The 23,277-nt window shown below is 26.5% G+C and carries 23 protein-coding genes; 6 read left to right on the forward strand and 17 right to left on the reverse strand.

From position 1 onward, the window contains the following. Positions 1–89: 89 nt before the first annotated feature. From EU95_RS06420 to EU95_RS06395, 7 genes are all read right to left on the reverse strand, one after another. A complete protein-coding gene (locus EU95_RS06420) occupies positions 90–1,007 on the reverse strand; it encodes a metallophosphoesterase family protein (RefSeq protein ID WP_032521713.1) in 918 nt (305 codons plus the stop codon). Positions 1,008–1,026: 19 nt separating this feature from the next. Next, a complete protein-coding gene (locus tag EU95_RS06415) occupies positions 1,027–1,638 on the reverse strand; it encodes a VTC domain-containing protein (protein WP_032521714.1) in 612 nt (203 codons plus the stop codon). Then, positions 1,635–3,932 carry a hypothetical protein gene (locus EU95_RS06410; RefSeq protein WP_032521715.1) on the reverse strand — a complete coding sequence of 766 codons (2,298 nt, stop codon included), beginning with the start codon at positions 3,930–3,932 and terminating at the stop codon, positions 1,635–1,637. The genes EU95_RS06415 and EU95_RS06410 overlap by 4 nt, the downstream gene beginning before the upstream one ends. Beyond that, the gene (locus EU95_RS06405) at positions 3,929–4,588 is read right to left on the reverse strand and encodes a DUF4956 domain-containing protein (RefSeq protein ID WP_032521716.1); all 660 of its coding nucleotides are present in this window, start codon (positions 4,586–4,588) and stop codon (positions 3,929–3,931) included. Before EU95_RS06405 ends, EU95_RS06410 begins: the two co-directional genes overlap by 4 nt. A gap of 217 nt (positions 4,589–4,805) precedes the next feature. Continuing rightward, the gene (locus EU95_RS06400; protein WP_032521717.1) at positions 4,806–5,147 is read right to left on the reverse strand and encodes a hypothetical protein; all 342 of its coding nucleotides are present in this window, start codon (positions 5,145–5,147) and stop codon (positions 4,806–4,808) included. Next, positions 5,128–5,295 (reverse strand): hypothetical protein, encoded by a 168-nt coding sequence (locus EU95_RS09805; protein WP_193742445.1) that lies wholly within the window; start codon positions 5,293–5,295, stop codon positions 5,128–5,130. Before EU95_RS09805 ends, EU95_RS06400 begins: the two co-directional genes overlap by 20 nt. Before the next feature lie 6 nt (positions 5,296–5,301). Further along, entirely contained in the window at positions 5,302–5,559 is a 258-nt protein-coding gene (locus tag EU95_RS06395; RefSeq protein WP_032521718.1) for a hypothetical protein, read from the reverse strand. A gap of 690 nt (positions 5,560–6,249) precedes the next feature. On the opposite strand from EU95_RS06395, the gene EU95_RS09580 reads away from it, so the two are divergent. The 3 genes from EU95_RS09580 to EU95_RS06380 all read left to right on the forward strand — a co-directional run bounded on the left by EU95_RS09580 (position 6,250) and on the right by EU95_RS06380 (position 8,543). Beyond that, a complete protein-coding gene (locus tag EU95_RS09580; RefSeq protein WP_275040485.1) occupies positions 6,250–6,648 on the forward strand; it encodes a capsular polysaccharide synthesis protein in 399 nt (132 codons plus the stop codon). A 48-nt stretch (positions 6,649–6,696) separates the two neighbouring features. Then, positions 6,697–7,029, forward strand: coding sequence for a hypothetical protein (locus EU95_RS06385; protein WP_032521720.1), 333 nt, complete (start codon positions 6,697–6,699; stop codon positions 7,027–7,029). A gap of 266 nt (positions 7,030–7,295) precedes the next feature. After that, positions 7,296–8,543 carry a glycosyltransferase gene (locus EU95_RS06380; RefSeq protein WP_032521722.1) on the forward strand — a complete coding sequence of 416 codons (1,248 nt, stop codon included), beginning with the start codon at positions 7,296–7,298 and terminating at the stop codon, positions 8,541–8,543. A gap of 53 nt (positions 8,544–8,596) precedes the next feature. Here the strand turns inward: EU95_RS06380 and EU95_RS06375 are convergent, their stop codons facing one another. From EU95_RS06375 to EU95_RS06355, 5 genes are read right to left on the reverse strand one after another with little or no spacing between them, the layout of a single operon-like run. Then, the gene (locus tag EU95_RS06375) at positions 8,597–9,928 is read right to left on the reverse strand and encodes a hypothetical protein (protein WP_032521723.1); all 1,332 of its coding nucleotides are present in this window, start codon (positions 9,926–9,928) and stop codon (positions 8,597–8,599) included. A 15-nt stretch (positions 9,929–9,943) separates the two neighbouring features. Then, positions 9,944–10,720 carry an FkbM family methyltransferase gene (locus EU95_RS06370; RefSeq protein WP_032521724.1) on the reverse strand — a complete coding sequence of 259 codons (777 nt, stop codon included), beginning with the start codon at positions 10,718–10,720 and terminating at the stop codon, positions 9,944–9,946. Further along, on the reverse strand, positions 10,717–11,751 hold the full coding sequence (locus EU95_RS06365) for a hypothetical protein (protein ID WP_032521726.1): 1,035 nt from the start codon (positions 11,749–11,751) through the stop codon (positions 10,717–10,719). Before EU95_RS06365 ends, EU95_RS06370 begins: the two co-directional genes overlap by 4 nt. Before the next feature lie 4 nt (positions 11,752–11,755). After that, positions 11,756–12,499, reverse strand: coding sequence for a sulfotransferase domain-containing protein (locus tag EU95_RS06360; RefSeq protein ID WP_032521728.1), 744 nt, complete (start codon positions 12,497–12,499; stop codon positions 11,756–11,758). After that, positions 12,496–13,401, reverse strand: a complete 906-nt coding sequence (locus EU95_RS06355; RefSeq protein WP_032521729.1) for a hypothetical protein — start codon at positions 13,399–13,401, stop codon at positions 12,496–12,498. Before EU95_RS06355 ends, EU95_RS06360 begins: the two co-directional genes overlap by 4 nt. Positions 13,402–14,096: 695 nt before the next feature. Here EU95_RS06355 and EU95_RS09810 point away from each other — a divergent pair. Continuing rightward, a complete protein-coding gene (locus EU95_RS09810; RefSeq protein WP_193742446.1) occupies positions 14,097–14,234 on the forward strand; it encodes a hypothetical protein in 138 nt (45 codons plus the stop codon). 524 nt (positions 14,235–14,758) lie between these two features. Beyond that, complete coding sequence (locus EU95_RS06345; RefSeq protein WP_032521731.1) at positions 14,759–15,859, forward strand: sterol desaturase family protein; 1,101 nt, start codon at positions 14,759–14,761, stop codon at positions 15,857–15,859. A gap of 76 nt (positions 15,860–15,935) precedes the next feature. Here the strand turns inward: EU95_RS06345 and EU95_RS06340 are convergent, their stop codons facing one another. After that, positions 15,936–17,087: a glycosyltransferase gene (locus EU95_RS06340; RefSeq protein ID WP_032521732.1), complete on the reverse strand. Its 1,152-nt coding sequence runs from the start codon at positions 17,085–17,087 to the stop codon at positions 15,936–15,938. A gap of 103 nt (positions 17,088–17,190) precedes the next feature. On the opposite strand from EU95_RS06340, the gene EU95_RS06335 reads away from it, so the two are divergent. Then, positions 17,191–18,096, forward strand: a complete 906-nt coding sequence (locus EU95_RS06335) for a glycosyltransferase (protein ID WP_032521733.1) — start codon at positions 17,191–17,193, stop codon at positions 18,094–18,096. Between the two features lie 24 nt (positions 18,097–18,120). Here the strand turns inward: EU95_RS06335 and EU95_RS09340 are convergent, their stop codons facing one another. The 4 genes from EU95_RS09340 to EU95_RS06320 form a co-directional block, all read right to left on the reverse strand. Then, positions 18,121–19,092 (reverse strand): sugar transferase, encoded by a 972-nt coding sequence (locus EU95_RS09340; protein ID WP_193742447.1) that lies wholly within the window; start codon positions 19,090–19,092, stop codon positions 18,121–18,123. Positions 19,093–19,506: 414 nt separating this feature from the next. Next, complete coding sequence (locus EU95_RS06330; protein WP_032521734.1) at positions 19,507–20,523, reverse strand: GDP-L-fucose synthase family protein; 1,017 nt, start codon at positions 20,521–20,523, stop codon at positions 19,507–19,509. A 37-nt stretch (positions 20,524–20,560) separates the two neighbouring features. Continuing rightward, positions 20,561–21,688 carry a GDP-mannose 4,6-dehydratase gene (gmd, locus tag EU95_RS06325; protein ID WP_032521735.1) on the reverse strand — a complete coding sequence of 376 codons (1,128 nt, stop codon included), beginning with the start codon at positions 21,686–21,688 and terminating at the stop codon, positions 20,561–20,563. 114 nt (positions 21,689–21,802) lie between these two features. Continuing rightward, the gene (locus tag EU95_RS06320) at positions 21,803–23,167 is read right to left on the reverse strand and encodes a nucleotide sugar dehydrogenase (RefSeq protein WP_080728107.1); all 1,365 of its coding nucleotides are present in this window, start codon (positions 23,165–23,167) and stop codon (positions 21,803–21,805) included. Positions 23,168–23,277 lie beyond the last annotated feature (110 nt).

The following is a 23,277-nucleotide window of genomic DNA, read 5'->3' on the forward strand; positions in this document are numbered from 1 at the left end:
TAGAAAAAATATGTAATGTATTCTATTAATAATAATATTTCTCAAAAAGAAATAATTGAAGTTAAAAATTTATCAAGATTATTTAAATTTTAAATTTCCATTCTATACAAATTTTTATTATTTATTACAAAAATTGTATCTCCTTTTAATTCACCAATGCCACTTATCATATGATAACTATTTGCTAATTTTATACATTTAAACCTTGGTTTATTTGGGAATGCCCCACCATCTCCATATAAGAAAATAATTTTTTTATTAATGTTTTCAAATTTATCTTTAAAATAAGAATCTTTAATAAAATTATGCTTTCCTGGTGCATTTGCTGCTTGGCTTAATCCTTCAGGAAAAGCATGATGAATAACTACATATATAATTTCAAACTCTTTTTCTTTCTCAATCATTGAAATAATTTTCTCTAACGAGTCTTTTTCGCTATTACTATCTCCAATGATGAAAAGTGATTTATTCAAAATTAATCTAAAAGGGAAATTCAATCCTGCTTGATTCTTGTGAGGTATTATTGTAAAAACATCCCTCAAGGCAGAATCAAAAACTTTACCTCCAATATCATGATTCCCAGGTGCAATAAATATTTTTATATCTCCTTGAAATTTTGAATAGAAATCTTTCCACTTCTTAATACTTGGTTCTTTTAAAACATCGCCACTAAATATTATTGATGAAATTCTTTCTATATTTTTTAAATAAAAATCATAAACTTTTGGAGCAATGCCAACATTTCCTCTTAAATCAGAGTTCCTATGTGATCCGTAAGCATGGCCAATAATTAAAGTAGAATTTTTTGGAAGATTAGAAATTATTTTGGGACAAATCCCTTCAGGATTATTGGTTTTTTGTGAATAAAATTCTTTTTTTAGTTTTCTTTCTAAATTATTTATAATAGAAAAGAAATATTTTGGATTGCTATAGCAATATAAAAAAACTATATTAAATGCCAGTACAATGAGAAATATAGTTAATGATTTTCTTTTTAAGTTAATCATATTCTTGTTGATGTAAATCTTATTTAAGAAGAGAATCTAAGGCTCTTTCATATTTTGAAAATCTAGATCTAGGAAAATCAAAATTATTTAATAAGTACGAAAGATTAGTATCTATATCTGCTTTGATTTCCAAAACATAGCTTTGATCTTCAAAGAATGATTTTTTAAAATTATTATTTAAATTAATTAATCTGTATTTTATTTCTTTATCAATAGTTACTCTTATGTTTTTAACAAGAAAATATTCTCGTACGTAAGAAACATCTATAAGTTGTTTGCAAATTCCATATAAGTTATCAAAATAGCCATTTTTTAACAAGGATCCTAAATTTATATTTGAGTTTGTTTCCTTGAATCTACAATGCTCATTTGAAAGCTTAATTTCTAAAGAATATTGACTATTTGAAGAAATAAAGTCATCTGAACCGTATGTTCTTATTCTTATTTTTTTCCTTGGGATAAGACCTTCAACAGTATCGAAATACATTTGCATATTATTATTGTCAAAATATCTAGAACATATTGTTCTTTCAGGATAAAGAACCTTCCCGCCATTATGGGTTATCCATTTCAGTAAATCTAAATAATTATGTTTGTTTAATTCTAATTTTTGCTCTATGCGGGGTATCATTTTTTTTCTAAAATCGATTTGTTTTGTATTGCTAATTTGCCTTTAGGGCATGATTTTGTTGGAATTGCAATATATGAAGGCCCAAATTCCTTTTTCTTATTGTAAGCAGCAGCACATATCGAATTATTCTCTAAATAAGCATTATTAACAATTAGTTTAGAAAAATCTTTTGAAACCAATGCAATATTGCTGTTTTTAATTTCTGCATTTAATACTCTTAAATAAGATTCTTCTCCTACAGAAACCCCTTTATCTTTGCAGCCATCTAGATTTATATTTTTTATAAAATATTTTCCTGCTGAGGTATCAATACAATCATTTCCTGAGTTTTGAACATTAATCATATTTACTTTAAGATCAGAAAAATCAAAATCAATTGCATCTTGAAAACTATTTTTAATAACTAGTTCATCTATAGATCCGAAGCTATTCATTATGTTTAAGCTATCTTCATGTTGGCCACCATCAATATGAATTTTCAAATTTTTCACGTTTGAATCTTTTATTGTTATGAGACTAGTCAACAAATTATTATCTATTCTACTTTTACTAGGTTTAAAAGTATTATCTGCATTAGCAAAAACTTTAATATACCAACCATCTAATTTACTATTAGTAAACAAGATTTTTTCATCAAAATTTTTAAAAATTATTGAGATTAATTTTTTCTTCTTATCAATGGTTAATTTTGGATTACCAAATTTCTTAATATAAATATTTTTTATGGGATTTATTAAATTTAAGTTATTCGGAACATTGTCATAATAACGTTTTTTAATGGGGTCAAATTTATCCCCTATAAAATAATATTTTAAATTATCTTTTAAATAGTCACCCACTAATAATTTGTTTAATTCAAAAGAATTAAGATTTTTTTTATTGCATATTTTTTCTTCTATACTGCATAAGTAAAAATTGCTATCTTTCTGTGAATATAAAGCTAAACCATAGTTTTCATTATTATGAAATTTCCTAATTAAAGGGTTATCTTTAAATTTAGTTTTTAAGTTTATTTTATTTGAATCTCTTAGATAAATTAAATTACGAATTAATTGTTCTTTTATGTTTTTTAATTCCGAATCTTTTAATTTAACTCCATTAATTTTTAGCTTTAAAGAGAAAGAAGTTAGATTAATTTGCTTAATTTCATTAATTGCTCGATTAAAGTCCTCAGTTTCTATATCTCTTGTAAGAAATCTATCTTTAAAATCTTTAGTGAAATTAAATTCTTTTTCTAAATTTTTTACTTTAGAGTCCCCATCGTAATAAATAGGTAATAAGGACTTACTAATTGGATCATAATAAAATCTCCTATTGTGGTTGTAAAGAGCATGGGTTGTTCCAGAAGAAATAAGATGGGCTTTATATCTTGAGAGTATTCTTTTGCTTTTAATATCTCCATTCGATAAAAGTAAATCGCTAAAAGTGATTTCTTTGTCGTTGCCAGCATGATTCCAACTTTCTAATATAGCTTTAGAAAAAATATTGGAACCTTCTAATCCAATTCTTTGGTTTATAGAATTTCTTTTAATCCATTCTTTATTTACTATTCGAGGGAATATATTACCGTTGCTTGAGGGGCCATTACCGGATCTTATTTCCCACATTAAAGATTCATCAGCTTCAATAATAGCTGATTCTCTTAACTTATTATTTTCAAGCATTTCCTTAACAGCCTTTTCCTGAAAAATCATTTCAAAAGTTTTATCATTTAGACTCACTTTGGTCATTTTGGTCCTTGGAGATAAATATCCCATTTCTTTCATTAACAAACTCACAATAACTTCAGATGATCTATTCCTTGTAGAAGGGATAAATAGTTTAAATTTTGTTATTCCATTAATATTTCCTTCAGTTAAAGTGACATCTAATGATGAAATAACATCTCCTTTTTTGCTTTGAATGTGATCTTTCCAATCTCCTGAAATCCTAACTTTGGCAGGTAATTGGCATGTTTTTCCATTTGATTTCTTAAAAGCAATATTTGCAGCGAATCTTTTTTTATATTTTTCTTTAATTATCTTTGAATCTTCATTAAAAGCTTTTAACAGATTTATAGACCACCTTCTAGATTCTGGAATAGTAATTACTAATTTTTTAAAATAATTAATTGAATTATTTGAAATACCATTAAATTCAAAAGAGCAATGAGGCCTTATTGAATCATCTATCAATTGATCTAAATTATTAATATTTTCTTTTAATACTGATAACTTGTTTCTATGGTTAAAAAAAGATAAGAGGAGTACACTAAAACAACCTGATAAAAGAAATATTAAATAAGCCTTTTTCATGAAATATAATATTTAATATCTTCTATGTCCTGAATTCTACTAAGATAATCTTTAGTATTATTTAGTTCATTTTTATTAAAAAATGAAAGTTTATATGTAAATTTATTTTTTGCAAAGTCCTCATTACTGAATAAAAGATATGTGTTCTCCGATAAATATGCATTTTTTCCTGAACAAGTTATTTCCAATATAAATTGAGGTTCCTCTCTGGAAAAAGAGAGATCTAAATAACCCTGCTTTGTTGAAAATTGCCTTTTCTTATAAAATGAATAAGAATAAACTATGGTCATACATAATATTGATAAGACAATTGCTTTCCCAATACTTGTTGATATTGTAATACCCACAGTCAATAACAAGAAATAAATTGAAAGTTCAAGTGGACTTTTTACAGGATGCCTAAATCTAATAATCGATAACGCACCTACCATCCCTAGTGACAAAGCTATGTTTTTAGATATTACAGTTGTAATTACCAGACCGATAATTGGCAAAATACAAAATGTTGTTACGTTAGAGAAGCTTTTTGCCCAGTTTTGCCCAGATAATATCAGAGATAAGCTTATAAAGCCCCCGATGAAAATTGATATAAAGCACCTTAAAATAAATTCAAGTGAAACACCAGAGAAGATTAAATTAATAAATTCATCGAGCATAGACTTTTAATTCAAAGGATTTACTTATTCATGTAATTTACCAATAAATGTCATTAAATAACTATAAATATAAGAATTTTACTTTTTTAAAATAAATTTTTAATATAAATTCCCTCGAAAACAATGAGAATATTTTTTGAATTGCTTATGCCGACTTTGACGAAAATCTGTCCGAAAATATTCAAATCTTACTTCTATTACTCCCCAAGCACCCGCTCTAACTTTTTATTTTTGCTTCTAGACCGATTAATTTCATAAGAACTTTTGCATTACTTGCAACTGCAGAATATTGTTTTTCTTGCATTGCTCTATGCATTGCAGTCTCTAAAGTACAGATTAATTTTGCCGTCATTTCTGGACGATTTAAGTCACCTTCCTCAATATCATCTTTCAGCAAAAGATAAGCATTAGAAGTGATCTGCCTTGCTCTTCTTCTTGATATTCCATATTTCGTGGCAACAAGGGAAGTAATAGATGAATAAGCTTGTCCTTCAGCAACTAATTCAGCAGCATGTGCGACTCTTAATTCAGTTTCTTGTTTAGTTGCTCGATTTGCCATAATCTTTCGTTAATTCAAAATCTAAACAAGATATTTGCATGTCTTTAAAAGTGAGATAAACAATAATTGCAAAGATAGAAATAGTTATTTGAGAAGCCTTAAATTCTGTAAGTTTTTCAGATAAAAATAAAAGATCTTTTGAAATCATTTTTTATTAAAAGTTTGAAAATCTTTTTTTGGTTAATTTCTCTATATTTCTGTCTATTTCATGAAAATATTTCAAACGTGATTTTTCAGCTTTTTCTATCTTTTCCCAATATCCAGAGTTAATTTTTAGATCAATAGCTAAAGGAGTATCACTTTTTTCAATTAAACTTCTTGCACTTATTCCATATTCCAAATCTTCCCATTTTTGCCCATATTTACGATTTGGAAGTAATGGTTTCAATCCCTCTATTTTATTGAGTCTCACTTCAATTTCTCGCTGCTCATCTTCTACAGCTTCATTAACTCTATAGGCTTGGGAAATCTTTGCTTCAAGCGGAGATAGTGGTTTTTCTTCTTCGGATATAACAGTAGGTGCAATGGATTAGATAATGTATTTATCTATACTTTAGAGAATACATTTACTTATATTTATAGCATTAATTAATATAATATGTAGGAGTATTTGTGATACTCAAGGGGGAAATAGAGGCGCAGCTAATTTCCCTAATTGAAGCACTATTTAAAGTAATAAAATGGGCTATATATCAGTTACTGCAATGTGTCTTATATCCTATCAAGTTCTCGCACTAATTTTCGTAATTTACATTTAGTTATAATCTCTAACGCGTGTTATAGTAATGGGACTCACCTGTTTTTAGCCCTTCATGGCATGCAGGGTGTCAGCGGTTCGAGTCCGCTTGGCTCCATCAAGGTTTTCGCTAGTTATAATGATTAGTCTGACCAATAATAGATAAGGATACATCATGTTTTAGTGTCTAAATAAGTATTAATATGCACTTTCTGCGAGCTACTCTGCGAGCCATTACAATAGCTGTAGATAATCATATCTATAGCTATTTTATAGATGATTTTTGAAAAAAATATATTTTTACTATGGCTTCAAGGATGGGATAAAGCCCCTTGGTTGCAAAGAGAGGTATTATAATCTTGGATTATTAATAATCCAGATTGGAGTGTTATTCTTATTGATCAAAATAATTTAATTAATTACGTAAAGGATATTGATTATATTTATGATAAACATAAGATAATTACTCCACAAGCGAAATCCGATATTATAAGACTTAGCCTTTTAAAAAATCATGGTGGAATTTGGGCTGATTCCACTTTGCTTTGTATGCAGCCATTAAGTCATTGGTTTTTTGATGCTGTGAGTAAAACAGGAATGTGGATGTATCATGGGCATGGTAGTTATTTGAAGTCTGATTTAGGTCCTGCAAGTTGGTTTATTATTTCTGAGAAAAATGGATATTTAATTTCAGAGTGGAAAAAGGCTTGTGATTCTTTTTGGATGAAAAATTATAAAGCAAAAGATTATTTCTGGATGGATTGATTATTTAAAAATTTAGTTGAGAAAAAAACGAAGTTTAAAAATCAATGGTTGAAAACTCCATTCCTTTATTGCGAAGAAATTGGTTCATCACATACACTTGCAAATTATAATTTTGGAATTGAAAATGATACAAAATTAATTAAAGAAATTCTTAATAATAAAACTCCTTATGTTTTGAAATTACCAAGTAATTTCAGAAATATATTCCCAAAATTGGATTCAAAAAAATACAAGAATTCTAATGCATTCTTTGCAATTTCAATTTCTAAAAGAAATTATATTTTTAAACATGCTTTTGTTAAACCTATATCGGTTTCTTCTCCAATAAAAAAGAATTACTTTTTAAGGCTATTTATTAAGCTCATAAAAAAAATTATTTAGTATTATTCTGCCCTAAAAGTTTTAAATTCTAATTTGAAGTTTGCGTACTAAAAATTTATATATAGTTTCTTTATTAAATACCTAAAAGATTAATTATTTCATGAATTGTTATAATGGTAGCTCTGCGAGCCAGTCTGCAAGCTAATCAGTGAAAACAGTTGCAAAACCTTGTTATAGCTTGATTGGTGATCTGCATGGCATGCAGTGGGGTCAGCGGTTCGAGCCCGCTTGGCGCGATTAGAATTTTTGCTAACTAAAAAATTAAGTTGCCAGAAAAAATTAAAAGAAAAAAATTAATATTGCACATATTATCTGGAAACTTAAATTCAGGTGCTGCTAAAGGTGCATATTTCTTACATTTACAACTTCTTGAAAAAGGAATTGATTCTCGTGTTCTTTTATTAAATGGAAAACCTGATTTTTTTTATAAAGTAGATATAGTTTTAAACTCACCTTTGAAAAAATTTAAATATTTAATTTTGCGTGCCTTAAATAAATTATTTTCAATTTTATTAGTTAAAAAAGATTTTTATAATTTTGATCTGAATTTAATAGGTTTTGGAATTTTTTGGCATCCCTGGTACAAAAAAGCAGATATAATTCATCTTCATTGGATTAATGGACTAATTTCATTCCCTCAAATAGCAAAAATTAAAAAACCAATTATATGGACTATAAGAGATATGTGGCCATTCTCAGCTGGATATTATTATGATTACAAATTAATAAAAAATAGTTATTTTAATAAATTTCCAGACCAATCTAGAGTTCCATTTTTTATGCGTTCTATTTCAAGATTAAAAAGATATTTTATAAAGAAATCTAATCCAAAAATTATTGGGATATCAAAATGGCTTTCTGAAGAGGCAAGAAATTCAGAAATTTTAAATGGATTTAAAACGCAAACAATTATCAACACTATAGATTTCGAAAGTTTTTATCCAAGGAATAGAAATTATTTATATGATAAGTATAAAATTGAAAAAAGAAAAAAAATTCTTTTGATAGGTGCTTCAAATATTGACTTGAGATATAAAGGCTTTGATGAGTTTTTTTATTCTTTAAAATTTACTGACAGGAGTTCCTACGAAATTGCTATTTTTGGAAATATTAGTCCAAAATCTAGATCTCTTTTGAAAGAATATTCTGTAACATACTTGGGAGAAATTGATTCAAATGAAGAGCTAAGTAAAATTTACTCAGGAGCAAGTTTTTTCATGGCTCCCTCTATTTTAGAAGCATTTGGTAAAACGATAATCGAATCTTTATCTTGCGGAACTCCCTGCATTATTTTTAATAACTCCGGTCCCGCTCAGTTATTAAAGCATAAAAAAACTGGCTTTATTGCTGATATAAATAAACCTCAATCATTAGCAGATGGTATAAATTGGTTTTTAAATTTAAGTCAAAAAGAATACTCATTAATTTCTGATTACTGTCAGAAAAATGTGCATGATATTTATGAATTTTATAAACCAATTGAAGAATATATTCATCTTTATAAAAATATCTAAGAATATAAATAATCATTATTATTGATAATTAAAAAGGAAATTTTTTACTTGATTTACATAACACTTCTAAAGGAGACTTTTGAAATAAATTTATATATTACAAAACAGCAAATAAAAGCCATTAATGAATGACTAAAAACAGAGGGTTCTGTTATGAATCGCATCGTCGAGAAATATATAAAAAGACTTATAAAACTTTGACTTATTGAAAAAATATTATTTTTATCCCAAAGGATTTTATAAGAATATGATAATGCTAAGCCAAATATTCCTGAAAACAAAATTAGCATAAAAGGTATTATTAAAAATGACATAGACATATTAAGATAAGTTATACCAATGAGAATTGGAAGATGAATATTTGGCCCACCAATAGTTTTAGCGATGTCAGTATCCAATATTGATGAAAGTAAAAAAGTCCCCATAGGTGCTTTATATCCATAAAGACCAATCAGCTTTAAAAAAGGATGGGCGATATATGCAAAAATGTTGTTATAGTTTCGAGAAAGTTTATCTAACATTTCAGAATTTAAGAATAAGTAACCATCTACTCTGCTAGCAAATTTAAAAGCCCAATATCCAATAGGATCTCCCAAGAAAATACTCGAGAAGGTTATTATTGCTGCTAAAAAAACGAAAATAAGAACAATAATTCCAATAAGTTTTTTACTTAACCTTAAGCTAAAAATTTTTTTTAAAAGACCAATATGATTTGCATCAAAAAATTTGTAATAGAGAATAAATAATAAAGGCTGGAATAATTTATTTGCGTATGAAGTTAAAGAAGTATCGCTAACAAATTGAAAAGAAGTAATATATTCAGTAAAAACAAATAGAAGTAAAATTTTAAATATAAGATTATTAGTTTTAAAATTACTTCTATTAGAAATATACTTTGATGAGAAAATTGAAATAATTGAAGACCATCTTAATGATATTGAAATTAAATAAATTAAAGGATTTGATTTTGTTAAAACTGATATATTAGTGCCTTGAAAAGCATCATTATCAGTTTGAAGGAAACTCAATATTATAGTAATAAGTAAGTGTAATAAGTTTGAATAAAAAGCAAAATTTAAAAGCTTCGATAGATGATTTCTTGTAATTCTAAATTTTTTTATTGCACTAGTTTTTTGGACTAAATTTTTTATAAGTTTGGATCTTAATCCTAACTTGAATCCAAATATTGATCCAAATAAAAATAATATCCAAAATGAAGCTAATAAATTATTTTCAAAATAATTACCTGAGTAGATAAAATAAATTCCAACAGGCAGTATTAATTTGATAATGAGTAAAGAATAAATTGAAATGAAGCTTCTTGAAAAAGATAGTAATAAATAAGTACCAAGAAAAATTATCAATATACCATTAAAAATATGCATTATTAAAATTACTTTTTAACTTTTTTTTTCAAATAATAAATCAAATTGACCATCATAACTATTAGTAATGTTCTTAATTAAAAAATTTTTGTTCAATAATTTTTTTATTATACTTGAAGTCTCTTTTCTATAAACAGAAAATTCTATAAAAAATCCTGAAATACAAGAATTTTCTAAATTTGCAAAAATGATATCGATTACTTTCTCTTCATAGCCCTCAACATCAATTTTGAAAAAGATAGAACTATAGTTATTTAAATTATTAAAAAATTCCTTTTGAACTGATTCGATTTTTAGATATTCGTTATTTTTATTTTTGGTATTAAATTCTTTTCCAGTATTTGGGTTTATCATGGCTTTGCCAGAATGTGTTTTATTGAATATTAATTCGACTTCCTTAAAGTCTTGAGAAATTGCTTTGTTGATAGCTTCGATTTTTTCTCCAGAATTATTCAATAAGATATTTTCCTTTAAATATTTATAAGTATTTATGTTAGGTTCAATTGCATAAATTTTTTTAATATTTTTGTTTTTTGCTGCCAGGATAGAATATAAACCTTGATTAGATCCAATATCAATGAAGGTTTTTACATTATTAGATTTAATTATATAATTTGCAAACAGATAACCATAATTTGCAAATACATAAAATTTAAAAGTTTTGTCAATCCAATTTGCTTTAAGTTTAATATTGTATTTTGATAAAACTATAGATTTTCTCAGAAAATAGGAAATAACCACATTAAATGTGAATTTTATATTTGATAAATAACTAGTTAATTTATTTTTCACTTTTCATCAAGAAGAATTTTTAAATGAATTAATTTATATTTTTCATCCATCCACAAAGCAGGTAGCACATATCCAAAGGAGGGGGACTCTTTTTCAATTGGCATGATTGAAGACTCATTAATATTAGTTATTTTTTTTATCTTAATTATTACTTTTTCAATAGAATCATTGTTATAATTTAGGCCTTTAAGTATTGCTAATTTGGTCAATCTTAAGAAAATATAATATAAAGTAGTATCTCCAAAATTACAGAACCTATGAATTTTAGTGTTTGTTTCTTTAAATAAAAGATTATTATTAATTATACACTCGTTCAATATATCTAAACCTTTATTAAGACATTTTTTTAATTTTTTATCATTATTTCTGGAATAAACTTTAATAAGGCATAGCAAAATATAGCAGTGATGACTTATATCAAAAAATCTTGGATTACTATCCCTAAGGATGATTTTCGTTAATTTATGAGGACTATATTTTGATAAATGTCTAACAAATCTTCCTGGATTTATATAAGGAAACCATCCTTCTTTCATTTGAGATGAATAAAATTGAACTAAATCAGACTTATCAAATTTTATTTTTGAGCTTTTTAAGTACAAACGCATTGCCAATATATTTAAAACATTATTAATATTCTTAGAATTTTTTTTATTTGAATCATGAGCAGTTTTACCGTTTATATAAAGAGAATCAAATAATTCCTCAGATTTATTTTTTAAGAATTCTTTTTCACGATGTTTTAAAAAATTAAAGCTTAGATTATTTACGATATCAAATATCATAAAAGCGATGAAACCAGAATTTTTTATTTTATTAGAATCTCCTAGAAATCTCCATTGGTTTTCAGTAAAAATCAAGTCAACCTTTTCTTCCTCTAATTTGAAGTTTGAACCAGTTAAAGTTGAAAATAAAAATTTATCTAAAAATGAATCTCCATTTATATATTTATTTTTTTTATATATTTTTGAAAAATTAAAACTTTGTATATATTCTTTTGTAAAATTATTTATTTTTTCAATACTTTCCATAAATCTAAGTGCAATTTCTTAAGTGATTTAAGGCAATGAACTTATCTTCATATTCTTCTATAGCTTTATTGAAATCTTCATGTCCTGCTTTGGATTTGAAAAAATCAACACCACCTTTATTTTTGAAACTTCTCTTTTTATTTATAGATTTTAAAAACCATTCTTTATTAAAGTAATCAGATTTACAATATTTTTTAATCTCATCAAAAACTAATTCTTTATTATGAATTAAATCATCAAAATCAATAATTAGTCCTTTCTCAGATTTTATAAAATCTTTCCATAATAAGAAATGGTTTTCCCATGATCCAAAAATATCCTTATTTTTTCCTAGAAAATTTTCAATAAAATCCTTAGATGATTTATTAATTTTTTTATGTCTATATCTTAGGTATGAATAGTATGATTTGCAGACATTTTTTGGGTCTCTGTGAATGTAAATTAATTTAGCACCTTCATGGAGTGGCATAGGAAATCCATGCCATTTAACTAGTTGCATTTGTAACTTATTTTGTTTTAGCAAACTTAGAAAATTTGTTTGAAAAAGATCTATTGAATATTTGTCAATATTTTCTATCTTAAGTTCTTGTCTTTTAAGAGATTCAGCTAATGCAATTCTTAAAAGAGTGTTGCCGCTTCTTGGGTAAGAAACTATAAATAGAGGATTTTTAGGCTTAAATACTGAAAAATATGATTCGTCAATAGAAAAAGCTTTAAAAAAAAAAGATCTTAAAATATCTAGTTTCATAATAAAATTATGTACTTTTGAGTATTATTTATCATTCCAGGTTCGCTTGCAAAAAGAAGTTCTGATAAATCTGGGAAATTTATGATTTTTTTAATATATTTTTCTGCCTGATTCATTTCATCTTTGCATCTTTTATCAATTCTTGCTGTTACTTTAATATATTTTTTTAGAAGTGATTTAGGACTTTTAGCTCTGCTTTTCCAGCTCATTTTATTTATTGGTAAACTCCAAGAAAAAAAATCATTTTCATTGAATAATTTATTATATTTAAGCATACCGACAGTTGGTAGGGCAGGGTATCTTCTTTGCCCTATTCCCTCAAAACCAGTTGAATCATCAAAAATTATATATTTGAAGCCCTTTTCTTTAGCATCTATTATTCTCTGCATGGAATTTATATGATCATCAAAAAATACAACTTTTTTTTTGGTGTTTGTATCAAACTCAAACTCATTGAAATCTAATTTTGTTTCGACTTCATTAAATAGAAGACTTTTAATTCTTTTATTTAATTTAGGCTTAGGATCAATACCATAAACAATTTTGGGTTCTAAAGCATGCAAAGCACTATGAATAGATGATCCTTTAAATACTCCAGATTCGCAATATAAGCCAGGTTTAATGATTGAAAGTAATACAAAAATATTTATATGATCCTTAATGTCAATCCCACCTTTTTGAAAAATATCGCATTCAGTAGCAGACTTATAGGCTTTATAATATTTTGGGTATAGATTTTTGGGAAATTTTAAATTATTTTTAAGTTTTTCTGACCAGAATTGAAATGATATCAAAAGAGCTTGTTTAATTAATTTTTGATTTAAAGATTCACTAATATATTTTTTTTTGTCATTAGTGAATTTTATCTTTTCCAAACATTTTATTTTCGCCATGTTTTCCATATCGCTTTCTCTTCTTACTTAGGAATAGAATAGTACCTAAAGTAATAAGAGGCAATAATAAATATAAAAAAATTAAATTCTTTGTTAGAAAATAAATTAACAATGAAAAAATATAAGTAAAGAAGCTTAGGAAAATATATAAAAAAAACTTACTTTGATTTTGTAAATAATTTGTCTTAAATCTTTGAGATTGTATTAGTAATAAAAACAAAAGATTAAATAAACCATATAAGTAAATTATGAAATATGATTTATTTAAATCTAGAAAAATAGTACTTATAAAAATAAAAATTAAACTATATATCAAAGAGCTAAAAAGTAGTGCTAAAGAAATTTTTTTAGTGAAGCTTTCTTTAAAAAATTTATTTGATAAATTAGTTTTTAAATAAGTTCCAGATGCAAGCAAACAAGGTTCAATAGCCTTTTGCGATGCACTTACTATCTTTATTATCCCCTCAGAGTGAAAATTAGCTACCGAAAGAATCATACTTCTTTGGAAGAAAACTATTCCAAATTCACCTAATAAAATGGCAAAAGATTTTCTTGTAAAAAATCTTAAAAGATAACCCCATTTAGAATAATGAATAAGTTTATTAGCCTTTATAAATGAGAAAATTAATATAAAAAAAATTAAATTTTCTAACGCAAATGTATAAGTAAAGTCATAGGGAGATAACTTATTTAAAAAGGTTAATTTGGCTGAAAAAGATATTATTAGAGCGAAAAAGGATGAGTTAAATAATAATTTATATTTTTTTGAAGTTAATAAATATAATTCTAGAGTGCTACTTATCGATGATAAACAAAAAACTAAAGATAAAAAGCATGCTTGACGTAAAAGAAGAGAGTTTTGAATTATTAATAACGGTGTAGCAATGAAGAATGAAATTATAATTGCTAAAAATGATCTTATACAAATATAGTCGAGTATGTATTTCTTCCAAACTTTATGTTTTGCTTGCAAATAAACAAATCTTGTATCTACTCCTGCTCCAGCGATTAGTGAAATAATAGTTACTAAACTAAGTAAAGAGATAAATTGAGTAAACTCATTTTCCGGCATAAATTTTAAAATCGCTAAAAATGAAAATGTATTAAAAATTTGCTTAGATATTACTTGAGCAAAAAACAAATTCTTCCCATAAAAAATATTATTTACAAGCACTTAAAATCAAAATATTACTAAATTACTATCACAAAAACTAATTTCAAACAATAAAAAATTAAATAATTATTCTTTTTTTCGAATAAATGTATGAAAAATAAATTTTTTGCCAACTAAAAACTTTCCTTGTTGATATCATTAAACTAATTTATCCTCTAATTTAAACCAATACCTAAAAGTTAGGTTAATAAAATGAAAACCCAGATTTCAGGTTTAATTTATCAAAAGCAAGATGGTTTTAAGGAAAATTTCAAATTTTCTTCTCTTTTGTTTTGGTTTTTATTAATATCATTCCTTGGTTTGGCTGCTCTTTTAAGTTTAGGGTCCAAAAGTGATTTCTTTAGAGAATTTGGTTCTTACGAATTTTTAAAATCTTTTATACAAGGAGAAGATTCGTTCACTAAGATAATATTCCCCTTTTTTAAATTCTTTATACTTATTACACCACTCTTCCTTTTTACTGCAATTGAATTAAACAGAAAAATAGGGGGCTTTCCTAACTCAAGTTTAGGGAGAATTAGTACTTCAGAGGGTTTTAAGTTTGCAGATATTTGGTATTTTCTAATAAAAACAATATCTAGCCAGTTCTTATTTATTACTACTTTTACAACATTAGGTATATCCAATATTAGTTCAACGTTCAGTGAATTGATTTCCGATATATATAATAAAGTACTGCCTCCAACTAATAGTGAATTTCAGGCTGTTTTAATAGTTATTTCTGGTATCCTTATTTCCGATTTAGTTAGTTATTTTTCTCATCGAATAGCTCACAGAATACCTTTACTATGGGATTTACATGAGTTTCATCATTCGGCGACAGAAATGACTATTTTGAGTAACTATAGAATTTCTCAAATTTTAGCAGCTATCAACTCCATTATATTTTTACCACTTAGTGCATTATCATCATTATTCCTATTAAAGACTCTAAGTCAGTCTTACGTATTACCATTTGTAATTTATGTTATTTACAATGCCTTTTTTGCATTCCAACAAAACTTAGCACATAGTTCTATAAAAATAATATATCCTAAAATCGTCTCATATGTATTCATGAGCCCATCAATTCATTGGTTACATCACTCTACAAATGAAAATCACTATGACTGTAATTTTGGGAATGTTTTTTCTTTTTGGGACAGATTATTTAATACTTACCTAGACGAATCAAATATCGAGGATATTGAAGGATTTGGAATAGAAAATACAGAATATAATAAACACCACCCTATTTACAGTTATACATTTCTTCCAATAATAAAAATATTAAAAAGACTAAAAATTGCTTAAATCTTATTCATCAGATATTCAAGCTTTAATTAATTATTTTTATATTTTTTATTTTTCTTGGGATTAAGAAGTATTTCTAAAGAGTTTTTTCAAGATTTCTAGTTCTTTTTAAAAAAGTATCGAATTTATCTTCCCAGGAATAATATTGATTACAATAGTTGTAATTTTTAATTCCTATTTGTTCCCTTTTTTTTAAATCCCCCATTTTCTCTATTGCGATGTCAAATTCCTTTTGATTATTTATCAAAATAATACCTTCAGGTACAGGTTGAATTAAACCTTCAATAACTTTTTTGCTCGCAAATACTACAAGACCAACTGAAATCGCTTCTAAACATTTATTCTGAATACCTGTTCCAAGATTAGTTATTGCAGCAGAAATATCGCATTTAGCAATCTCTTCAGATAAAGAATCAACTTCACCAATCAGTTTTATAAAACTTTGCTGATATTTTTTTATTTTTAAAAGATTACTATTCTTGCCTACAGCAATGATTATCAATTGTTTTTTATGACTACAATTTTCTACATATCTAATTAAGTTGTGAAAACATTCTTTGTTAGGTGGATAAGAGAAATTACCACTTACAACTATCCTTATGATTTTTGAATTTCTGAAACTTTTCAGTTTTAATTTATTAACTCCATTAGGCACCACATTCACTTTTGGATCTATTTCTGAAGCATCTCTTTCTGATACTGCTGTTGAATAGTAGGATTTGTCAACCAAATACTTCTCAATTTTTTTGGATAAATTTATTTCTAATTGAAGAAAAATTTCGGTTAAAAATGATATTTTAGATCTGTTTTTTAAAGCCAATTTTAACGAATCAACAAAATCGATACTTAAATTAATTGGCAAACAATCAAAACAAATAATAGCTGATCTAGCAAGATGAAGATTGAAAAATCTTTTTTTATTTTTTTTTAAAATGGTTTTTACAATGTTATTTGCGTGACGAGAATAAAATAAAGAGAAATGAAATGGATATTTTTTTATGATGCAATTAAATAAACCCAAAAACTTATCAAGTATATCTTTTTTATAAAAAATAAACTTTAAATTACCATTTTCATTGATATTTTTAATACTAATTTTTGGATAAGGAGTTATTACATATAATTTAAATTTATTAGATAAAAATTTAATTTTTGCATCTAATACTACTTGATCACCTTTTCTTATTGGGTAGGGAAAACGCGTAGAAATTATATATAAATTATTCATTCATAATTCTTTTGTCTCTTAATTATAATAAGAGAGGTATTCTTATTAATTATTTTAGAATTAAATTTTAACTTTATTATAATTAAATAGATAAATAATTTCAATGAAGAAAAATATTTCCAAAAAAGTATTTTTTTCTTTTATATGCGTCACATTTAACAACAATAGAGAACTATTTAATACCCTCAAATCTCTTGATAAACAAAATTTTAAAGCCTTTGAAGTCCTGATTGGTAATGGTGGTGATCCTTTAAATATAGATGATTTAAATTCTAAATTTTCTTTAAATATTGGAAAATTGCTTAATAAAAAGGATAAAGGTATTTACGATGCAATGAATTCTTTAAAACCCTATGTGAAGGGAGAATATATTTGTTATTTGAATTCTGGCGATACTTTAAATAATAAAAACGTATTAAGACAAGTTTTTGAATCAATAAATAAAACTAATAATCTAAAATATCCCCTTGTTTGGTGCTCAGCTAAATTTATAAGTGATATTTCTAATGTAAGTTATCTAGTACCAGACCCAAAGAAAATTAAAATAAAATTTTTAAAGAATTGGCTATTTTTTATGCATTTTTATATTTGTCATCAGGCGTGTTTTATAAGATATGACTTCTTAAAAAATCATAATTATGATATAGAAAACCTTGAAGCAGATTATTTTTTAAAAAAAATTTTAATAGAGCATAAATTAGGATCTCTTTATATTCCTATAATATCCACAAATTTTTTCTTAGATGGAGTAAGTTCTAATATTAATAATAAAAATCTTTTATTTAAACATTTTAAGCAACTAAAAAAATATAAATATTCCCTAAAAATATTAGTTTTTGTAAAACTTTTATCGAAATTTTTGATTGAAGTCTTACTTTCAAATAAAAGGCATTACTATAAATTAATTAAATACAGATTACTTGAATATTTTGTTTTATTAGTTTCTAAAATATATATTTCAAATAAATATATAGTAAGGATAACGAGATTAAAATTAAAAAAAAATTAGAGTTATATTCATAAAGAATTATAGTTAACTAATTGGTTCTGAACCTTTAATATTGAAAACAAGTTTAATTGTTTTAAAAAAAATTATGATATCAAATAAGAAGGAGAAATTTTTTATGTAGAAAATATCATAACTTAATTTGTTCCTTGCATCTTCTACTGAGGCGCCATATGGATAATTTACTTGGGCCCATCCACTAAGACCAGGCCTAATACTATATCTCTGGTAATATAAACTGATATGTTCCTTAAGCATTAAATCTATTTCAGGCCTCTCTGGCCTTGGTCCTATCAAACTCATATCCCCTTTAATAACACTTAATAATTGTGGAATTTCATCTAGCCTTGAGATTCTTATTATCTTTCCGATTTTGGTTACTCTGTCATCTTTTTTCTTAGACCATTGTGGACCATTCACTTCTGCATCCAATTTCATACTTCTGAATTTAAGAACTTTAAACGGTTTGCATTTGAAGCCGTTCCTTTTCTGTGAGTAGAAAATTGGTCCTTTATCCTCTAATTTAATTAGCAGCATAACAATTAAACATATTGGGAAAGTAATAAAAATAAGGATCAGGCTAAAAACAATATCACTCATTCTCTTAAGTCTCAATTGAACAGTCTTGTAAAGAGAAATATAGTTAAATTGGTAAAAATCTAAAACTGTTAATAGTTCTGTTGGGGTTCTATTTAGATATTTCTCAACCCATTGGATAACACTGTAGATTAAAACACCATCTAAAGAATTATTATTGCAAAAATCTATTTCATTATTATCAAGAGTATCTTTTGCAATAATAATTTCACTAACTCCTAGATTATTACTTATTGAATTATTGTCGTGTTTAATAAGATTAAAGTTAATTAATTTCTCTTTTTCAAAAGGTAAAAATTTAGATTTTATTAATTCAATATCACCTATTACGAAAATATGCCGATTTTTTTTAAATGCGATTTTGAAAAAGAACTTGAATATAAATTGCGAGATAATGCTCAAGAAAATTAATTTTAATAAAAAATAATTTAAAAGATTAACATAAATAAAATTTCCAAAAATTAAAGATAAAAAATATTGAATAGAAAAGCTTGAAGCAAATGTCAGTAAAGTGGATACTATATTCCCTATAACTATTCCTGAAAAAAAATTTTGCCATTTGATATATGGAAATAAAGAATAACGGCCACATACATAACTAATTAGAATCCATAAAAAGGTTGATATTAAAAAAATTCCCTTTATATAAGTTTGAGTTGGATTTAGAAATTTTAAATAAACTATATAAGAAATTATCACATCCATAAATGCGGCATATAAAGTATGTTTTCTTACTTTCAACCAAGGTATTAACATAAAATAAAATTTATAAGTTTACTTTAAGAATTAATCATTAATTATTTTATTGATCCCATCTTAAGTTCTCAAAGATTTATTTTTTAATTCCTCTTTAAAACATGAAATAGTTCTTTCTATTCCTTTTTCTAGATCATATTTTGGACTCCATCCTAAATTTAAAAACTTTGTACTATCTAATTTTTTTCTTGGAGTCCCATCTGGCTTATTAATATCCCAAATAATTCTTCCTTTGTAGTCTAATTTTTTTGCAATTATTTCTGCTAAATTTTTTATTTTGATTTCGTCTTTGGTCCCAACATTAAGCCATGTTAATTTATTACCTTTAGAGTCTTTAGGGGCATCATTTTCTTCAGGAAACCAATTATCGAGGGCAAAAATAACTGCTTTTGCCAAATCATCTACATAAAGAAATTCTCTTAGAGGCTTACCTGTTCCCCAGCATGTAACTTCCTTTATAGAATTAGTTTTTGCATAATAAAATTTACTAATTAAAGCTGGTAAAACATGGCTATTATTAGGGTTGTAATTATCATTTTGTCCATATAGATTTGTAGGCATTAATGAAATAGCATCAAATCCATATTGATATCGAAATGCATCACAAAGCTTTATTCCGGCAATTTTTGCTAATGCATACCATTGATTAGTTTCTTCTAGAGAATTACTTAAAAGATACTCCTCTTTGATAGGTTGTTTGGAAAATTTCGGATATATACAACTACTACCTAAAAATAAGAATCTTCTTACTCCTAATTTATATGATGTTTCTATTAAATTATTTTGAATTTTTAAATTATCCAATAAAAAGTCACTTGGACTTTCTGAATTAGCAAGTATACCTCCAACTTTTGCTGCGGCATTTACTACAATGTCAGGCTTATTATTGGCAAACCAATTTAAAACCATATTTGCATCACTAAGATCCAATTCTTTTCTAGAAGGTTTTAAGATTGTTACTTTTGGATAATTATCTTTAAATTTATTATTCTCAAAAAGTCTACTAATTGCACTACCGACCATTCCATTCGCACCTGTTATTAATATTCTGTCTCTTTCTTGGATACCTTTTTTCACAATATTTTTTTATAAATCATTTTTGTATGCAATTTATTCAAAAATCATTATGGTTGTATCCATTCTTGGAAAGAAGGCTTTCTTTTTTTGCTTCATTATCGTCATGCTTAATCATTTCTGAAATTAATTCTTCAATTGATATTTTAGGTTGCCAACCAAGCTTATTTTTTGCCTTATCACTATTACCTAATAATATGTCAACTTCAGTTGGCCTGAAATATCTTGGATCAATCCTCACAACTATCTCTCCATTATCTGCTCTTTTACCTATTTCATTTTTACCTTTACCTTCCCAAATTATTGAAGGCCCATCATGGGATTTAGACCATCCAATTTCTTTGGCACATAGCTCGATAAAATTTCTAACAGTCATAGTTCTACCAGAAGAGATAACAAAGTCCTCTGGTTCTTTTTGTTGTAACATAAGCCATTGCATCTCTACATAGTCCTTTGCATGGCCCCAATCTCTTTTTGAATCAATATTACCAAGATAAATACATTTTTCTAATCCATTATTTATTCTCGTTAACCCTCTTGTTATTTTTTTTGTGACGAAAGTCTCACCTCTGCGGGGTGATTCATGATTAAATAAAATACCATTACACGCAAAAAGTCCATAAGCTTCTCTGTAGTTAATAGTTATCCAGTATGCATAGAGCTTCGCAACTCCATAAGGACTTCTTGGATAAAAGGGTGTATTCTCATTTTGGGGAATTTCTCTGACTTTCCCAAATAATTCACTCGTACTCGCTTGATAAATTTTTGTTTTATCTTTTAGTCCCAATATTCTTATCGCCTCTAATATTCTTAAAGTTCCTAAAGCATCACTATTAGCAGTGTATTCAGGACTCTCGAAACTAACAGAGACATGACTTTGTGCACCCAAATTATATATTTCATCGGGTTGGATTTGTTGAATTATTCTTATTAAATTTGTGCTATCTGTTAAATCTCCATAATGAAGAATAAAGTTTTGATTATCAATATGAGGGTCTTGATATAAGTGATTAATTCTCTCTGTATTAAAGCTGCTAGATCTTCTTTTGATGCCATGAACTTTATAACCTTTATTTAATAAAAATTCAGATAAATAACTACCATCTTGACCAGTTATGCCAGTTATTAATGCTACTCGAGATGAATATTTTCTATTATCTAAATTCATTAGAAATGTCTTCTATCTAAGTATATTAAGTGAGGGAGATCAAAATATAAATTTCCTTTAAATTTTTATTATTTTATTTTTACAATAAAAAAAAATAAAGTTATATTTTGTTGTTTAATTACCATCACCCAGTCTCCATAAATTTAAACCTGCTTTAAGGACTTTTTCTTTAACAACAATCGATCTAGAATCAAAAACCCATGAAGGCTTTCTCATCGATTTTGCTATGAGATCCCACTGAATAGTGGAATATTCTTCCCATTCGGTAAGAACTACTACTGCATCAGAACCTTTTGCTGCAGTTAATATATCACTATGAAATTCCCAACCTCCATAATTGTTTTCTTTATTGGCAGGATAATTTTCTTTTGCAATTGGTTCAACTCCTAAATCTGAGCTAATCTGTTTTTCACTAACTTTTGGATCATGAATACTTAATCTGGCGCCTTCTTCTAACAAATCCTTGCAAATTACTATAGCTGAAGACTCCCTAGTATCATTAGTGTTTGCTTTAAAAGAAAATCCTAGAATGCATATTTTTTTTTCAGTAATAGTACCAAAAAGTTTTTTAACTATTAATTTCGAGATTCTATGTTGATGCCAGTTATTCAAAATAGTAACCTGCTCCCAAAATTCGGCTACTTCTGGTAATCCAAAATAATTAGATAGATAAACAAGATTAAGGATATCTTTTTTAAAGCAACTACCTCCAAAGCCTGGACCAGAATCGAGGAATTTTGAACCTATTCTCTTATCACTGCCTATAGCTCTTGATACTTCACTAACACTTGCCCCTGTTGCCTCGCAAAGTGCGCTTATGGAGTTTATTGAGCTAATCCTTTGTGCAAGAAAAGCATTAGCAGTGAGTTTAGCTAACTCGCTGCTCCAAATATTTGTATGAAGTATTTTTTTTCTAGGCACCCAATTATTGTAGATATTACTAAGGATATCTATCGCATTTTGATTCTCTCCGCCAATGAGTACTCTATCAGGGTCTTCAAGATCTTTAATTGCTGTCCCCTCGGCAAGAAACTCTGGATTAGATAAAACATCAAATGATTTATTAGTTTTTTCTAAATTTGTTTGCGAAGCTGCGAGAATATTTTTTATAACCTCAGCTGTTTTTACAGGAAGTGTGCTTTTCTCAACGACTATCGTATATCCAGTTGCAAATTCGGCAACTTGCCTTGCACAAGCTTCCACCCATTTAAGATCACTTGCTTGACCTGCCCCTAATCCCTTCTTTTTTGTGGGAGTATTTACAGAAATAAAAATCATATCTGCACATTGAATATTCTTTTCAATTTCTGATGAGAAAAAAAGATTTTGACCTCTACATTTTTTGATTTTTTCGCTCAAACCAGGCTCAAATATAGGTAATTTTTCTAAATTTTCTTCGTTCCATGCATCTATTCTTTCTTTATTTATATCAACAACTGTTATTGTGATATCGGGACATTTATCTGCAATTACCGCCATTGTAGGTCCACCTACATATCCAGCTCCAATACAGCAAATCTTTTGCACTTTTTATATAATTTTTTGTATTTTATAATTATAAATAAATTAAAAATTTGCTAATCACTTAC

Source organism: Prochlorococcus marinus str. MIT 9201 (genome assembly GCF_000759955.1).
In the GTDB taxonomy this organism is placed as follows: Bacteria; Cyanobacteriota; Cyanobacteriia; order PCC-6307; family Cyanobiaceae; genus Prochlorococcus_A; species Prochlorococcus_A marinus_G.

Coding starts and splice junctions, on each gene's coding strand:
- EU95_RS06400 (WP_032521717.1), bottom strand. CDS start 5,147: ATGGCAAATCGAGCAACTAAACAAGAAACTGAATTAAGAGTCGCACAT.
- EU95_RS06410 (WP_032521715.1), bottom strand. CDS start 3,932: ATGAAAAAGGCTTATTTAATATTTCTTTTATCAGGTTGTTTTAGTGTA.
- EU95_RS06355 (WP_032521729.1), bottom strand. CDS start 13,401: ATGGAAAACATGGCGAAAATAAAATGTTTGGAAAAGATAAAATTCACT.
- EU95_RS06335 (WP_032521733.1), top strand. CDS start 17,191: ATGAAGAAAAATATTTCCAAAAAAGTATTTTTTTCTTTTATATGCGTC.
- EU95_RS06420 (WP_032521713.1), bottom strand. CDS start 1,007: ATGATTAACTTAAAAAGAAAATCATTAACTATATTTCTCATTGTACTG.
- gmd (WP_032521735.1), bottom strand. CDS start 21,688: ATGAATTTAGATAATAGAAAATATTCATCTCGAGTAGCATTAATAACT.
- EU95_RS06340 (WP_032521732.1), bottom strand. CDS start 17,087: ATGAATAATTTATATATAATTTCTACGCGTTTTCCCTACCCAATAAGA.
- EU95_RS06405 (WP_032521716.1), bottom strand. CDS start 4,588: ATGCTCGATGAATTTATTAATTTAATCTTCTCTGGTGTTTCACTTGAA.
- EU95_RS06320 (WP_080728107.1), bottom strand. CDS start 23,167: ATGGCGGTAATTGCAGATAAATGTCCCGATATCACAATAACAGTTGTT.
- EU95_RS06415 (WP_032521714.1), bottom strand. CDS start 1,638: ATGATACCCCGCATAGAGCAAAAATTAGAATTAAACAAACATAATTAT.
- EU95_RS06360 (WP_032521728.1), bottom strand. CDS start 12,499: ATGAAACTAGATATTTTAAGATCTTTTTTTTTTAAAGCTTTTTCTATT.
- EU95_RS09805 (WP_193742445.1), bottom strand. CDS start 5,295: ATGATTTCAAAAGATCTTTTATTTTTATCTGAAAAACTTACAGAATTT.
- EU95_RS06345 (WP_032521731.1), top strand. CDS start 14,759: ATGAAAACCCAGATTTCAGGTTTAATTTATCAAAAGCAAGATGGTTTT.
- EU95_RS06375 (WP_032521723.1), bottom strand. CDS start 9,928: ATGCATATTTTTAATGGTATATTGATAATTTTTCTTGGTACTTATTTA.
- EU95_RS06365 (WP_032521726.1), bottom strand. CDS start 11,751: ATGGAAAGTATTGAAAAAATAAATAATTTTACAAAAGAATATATACAA.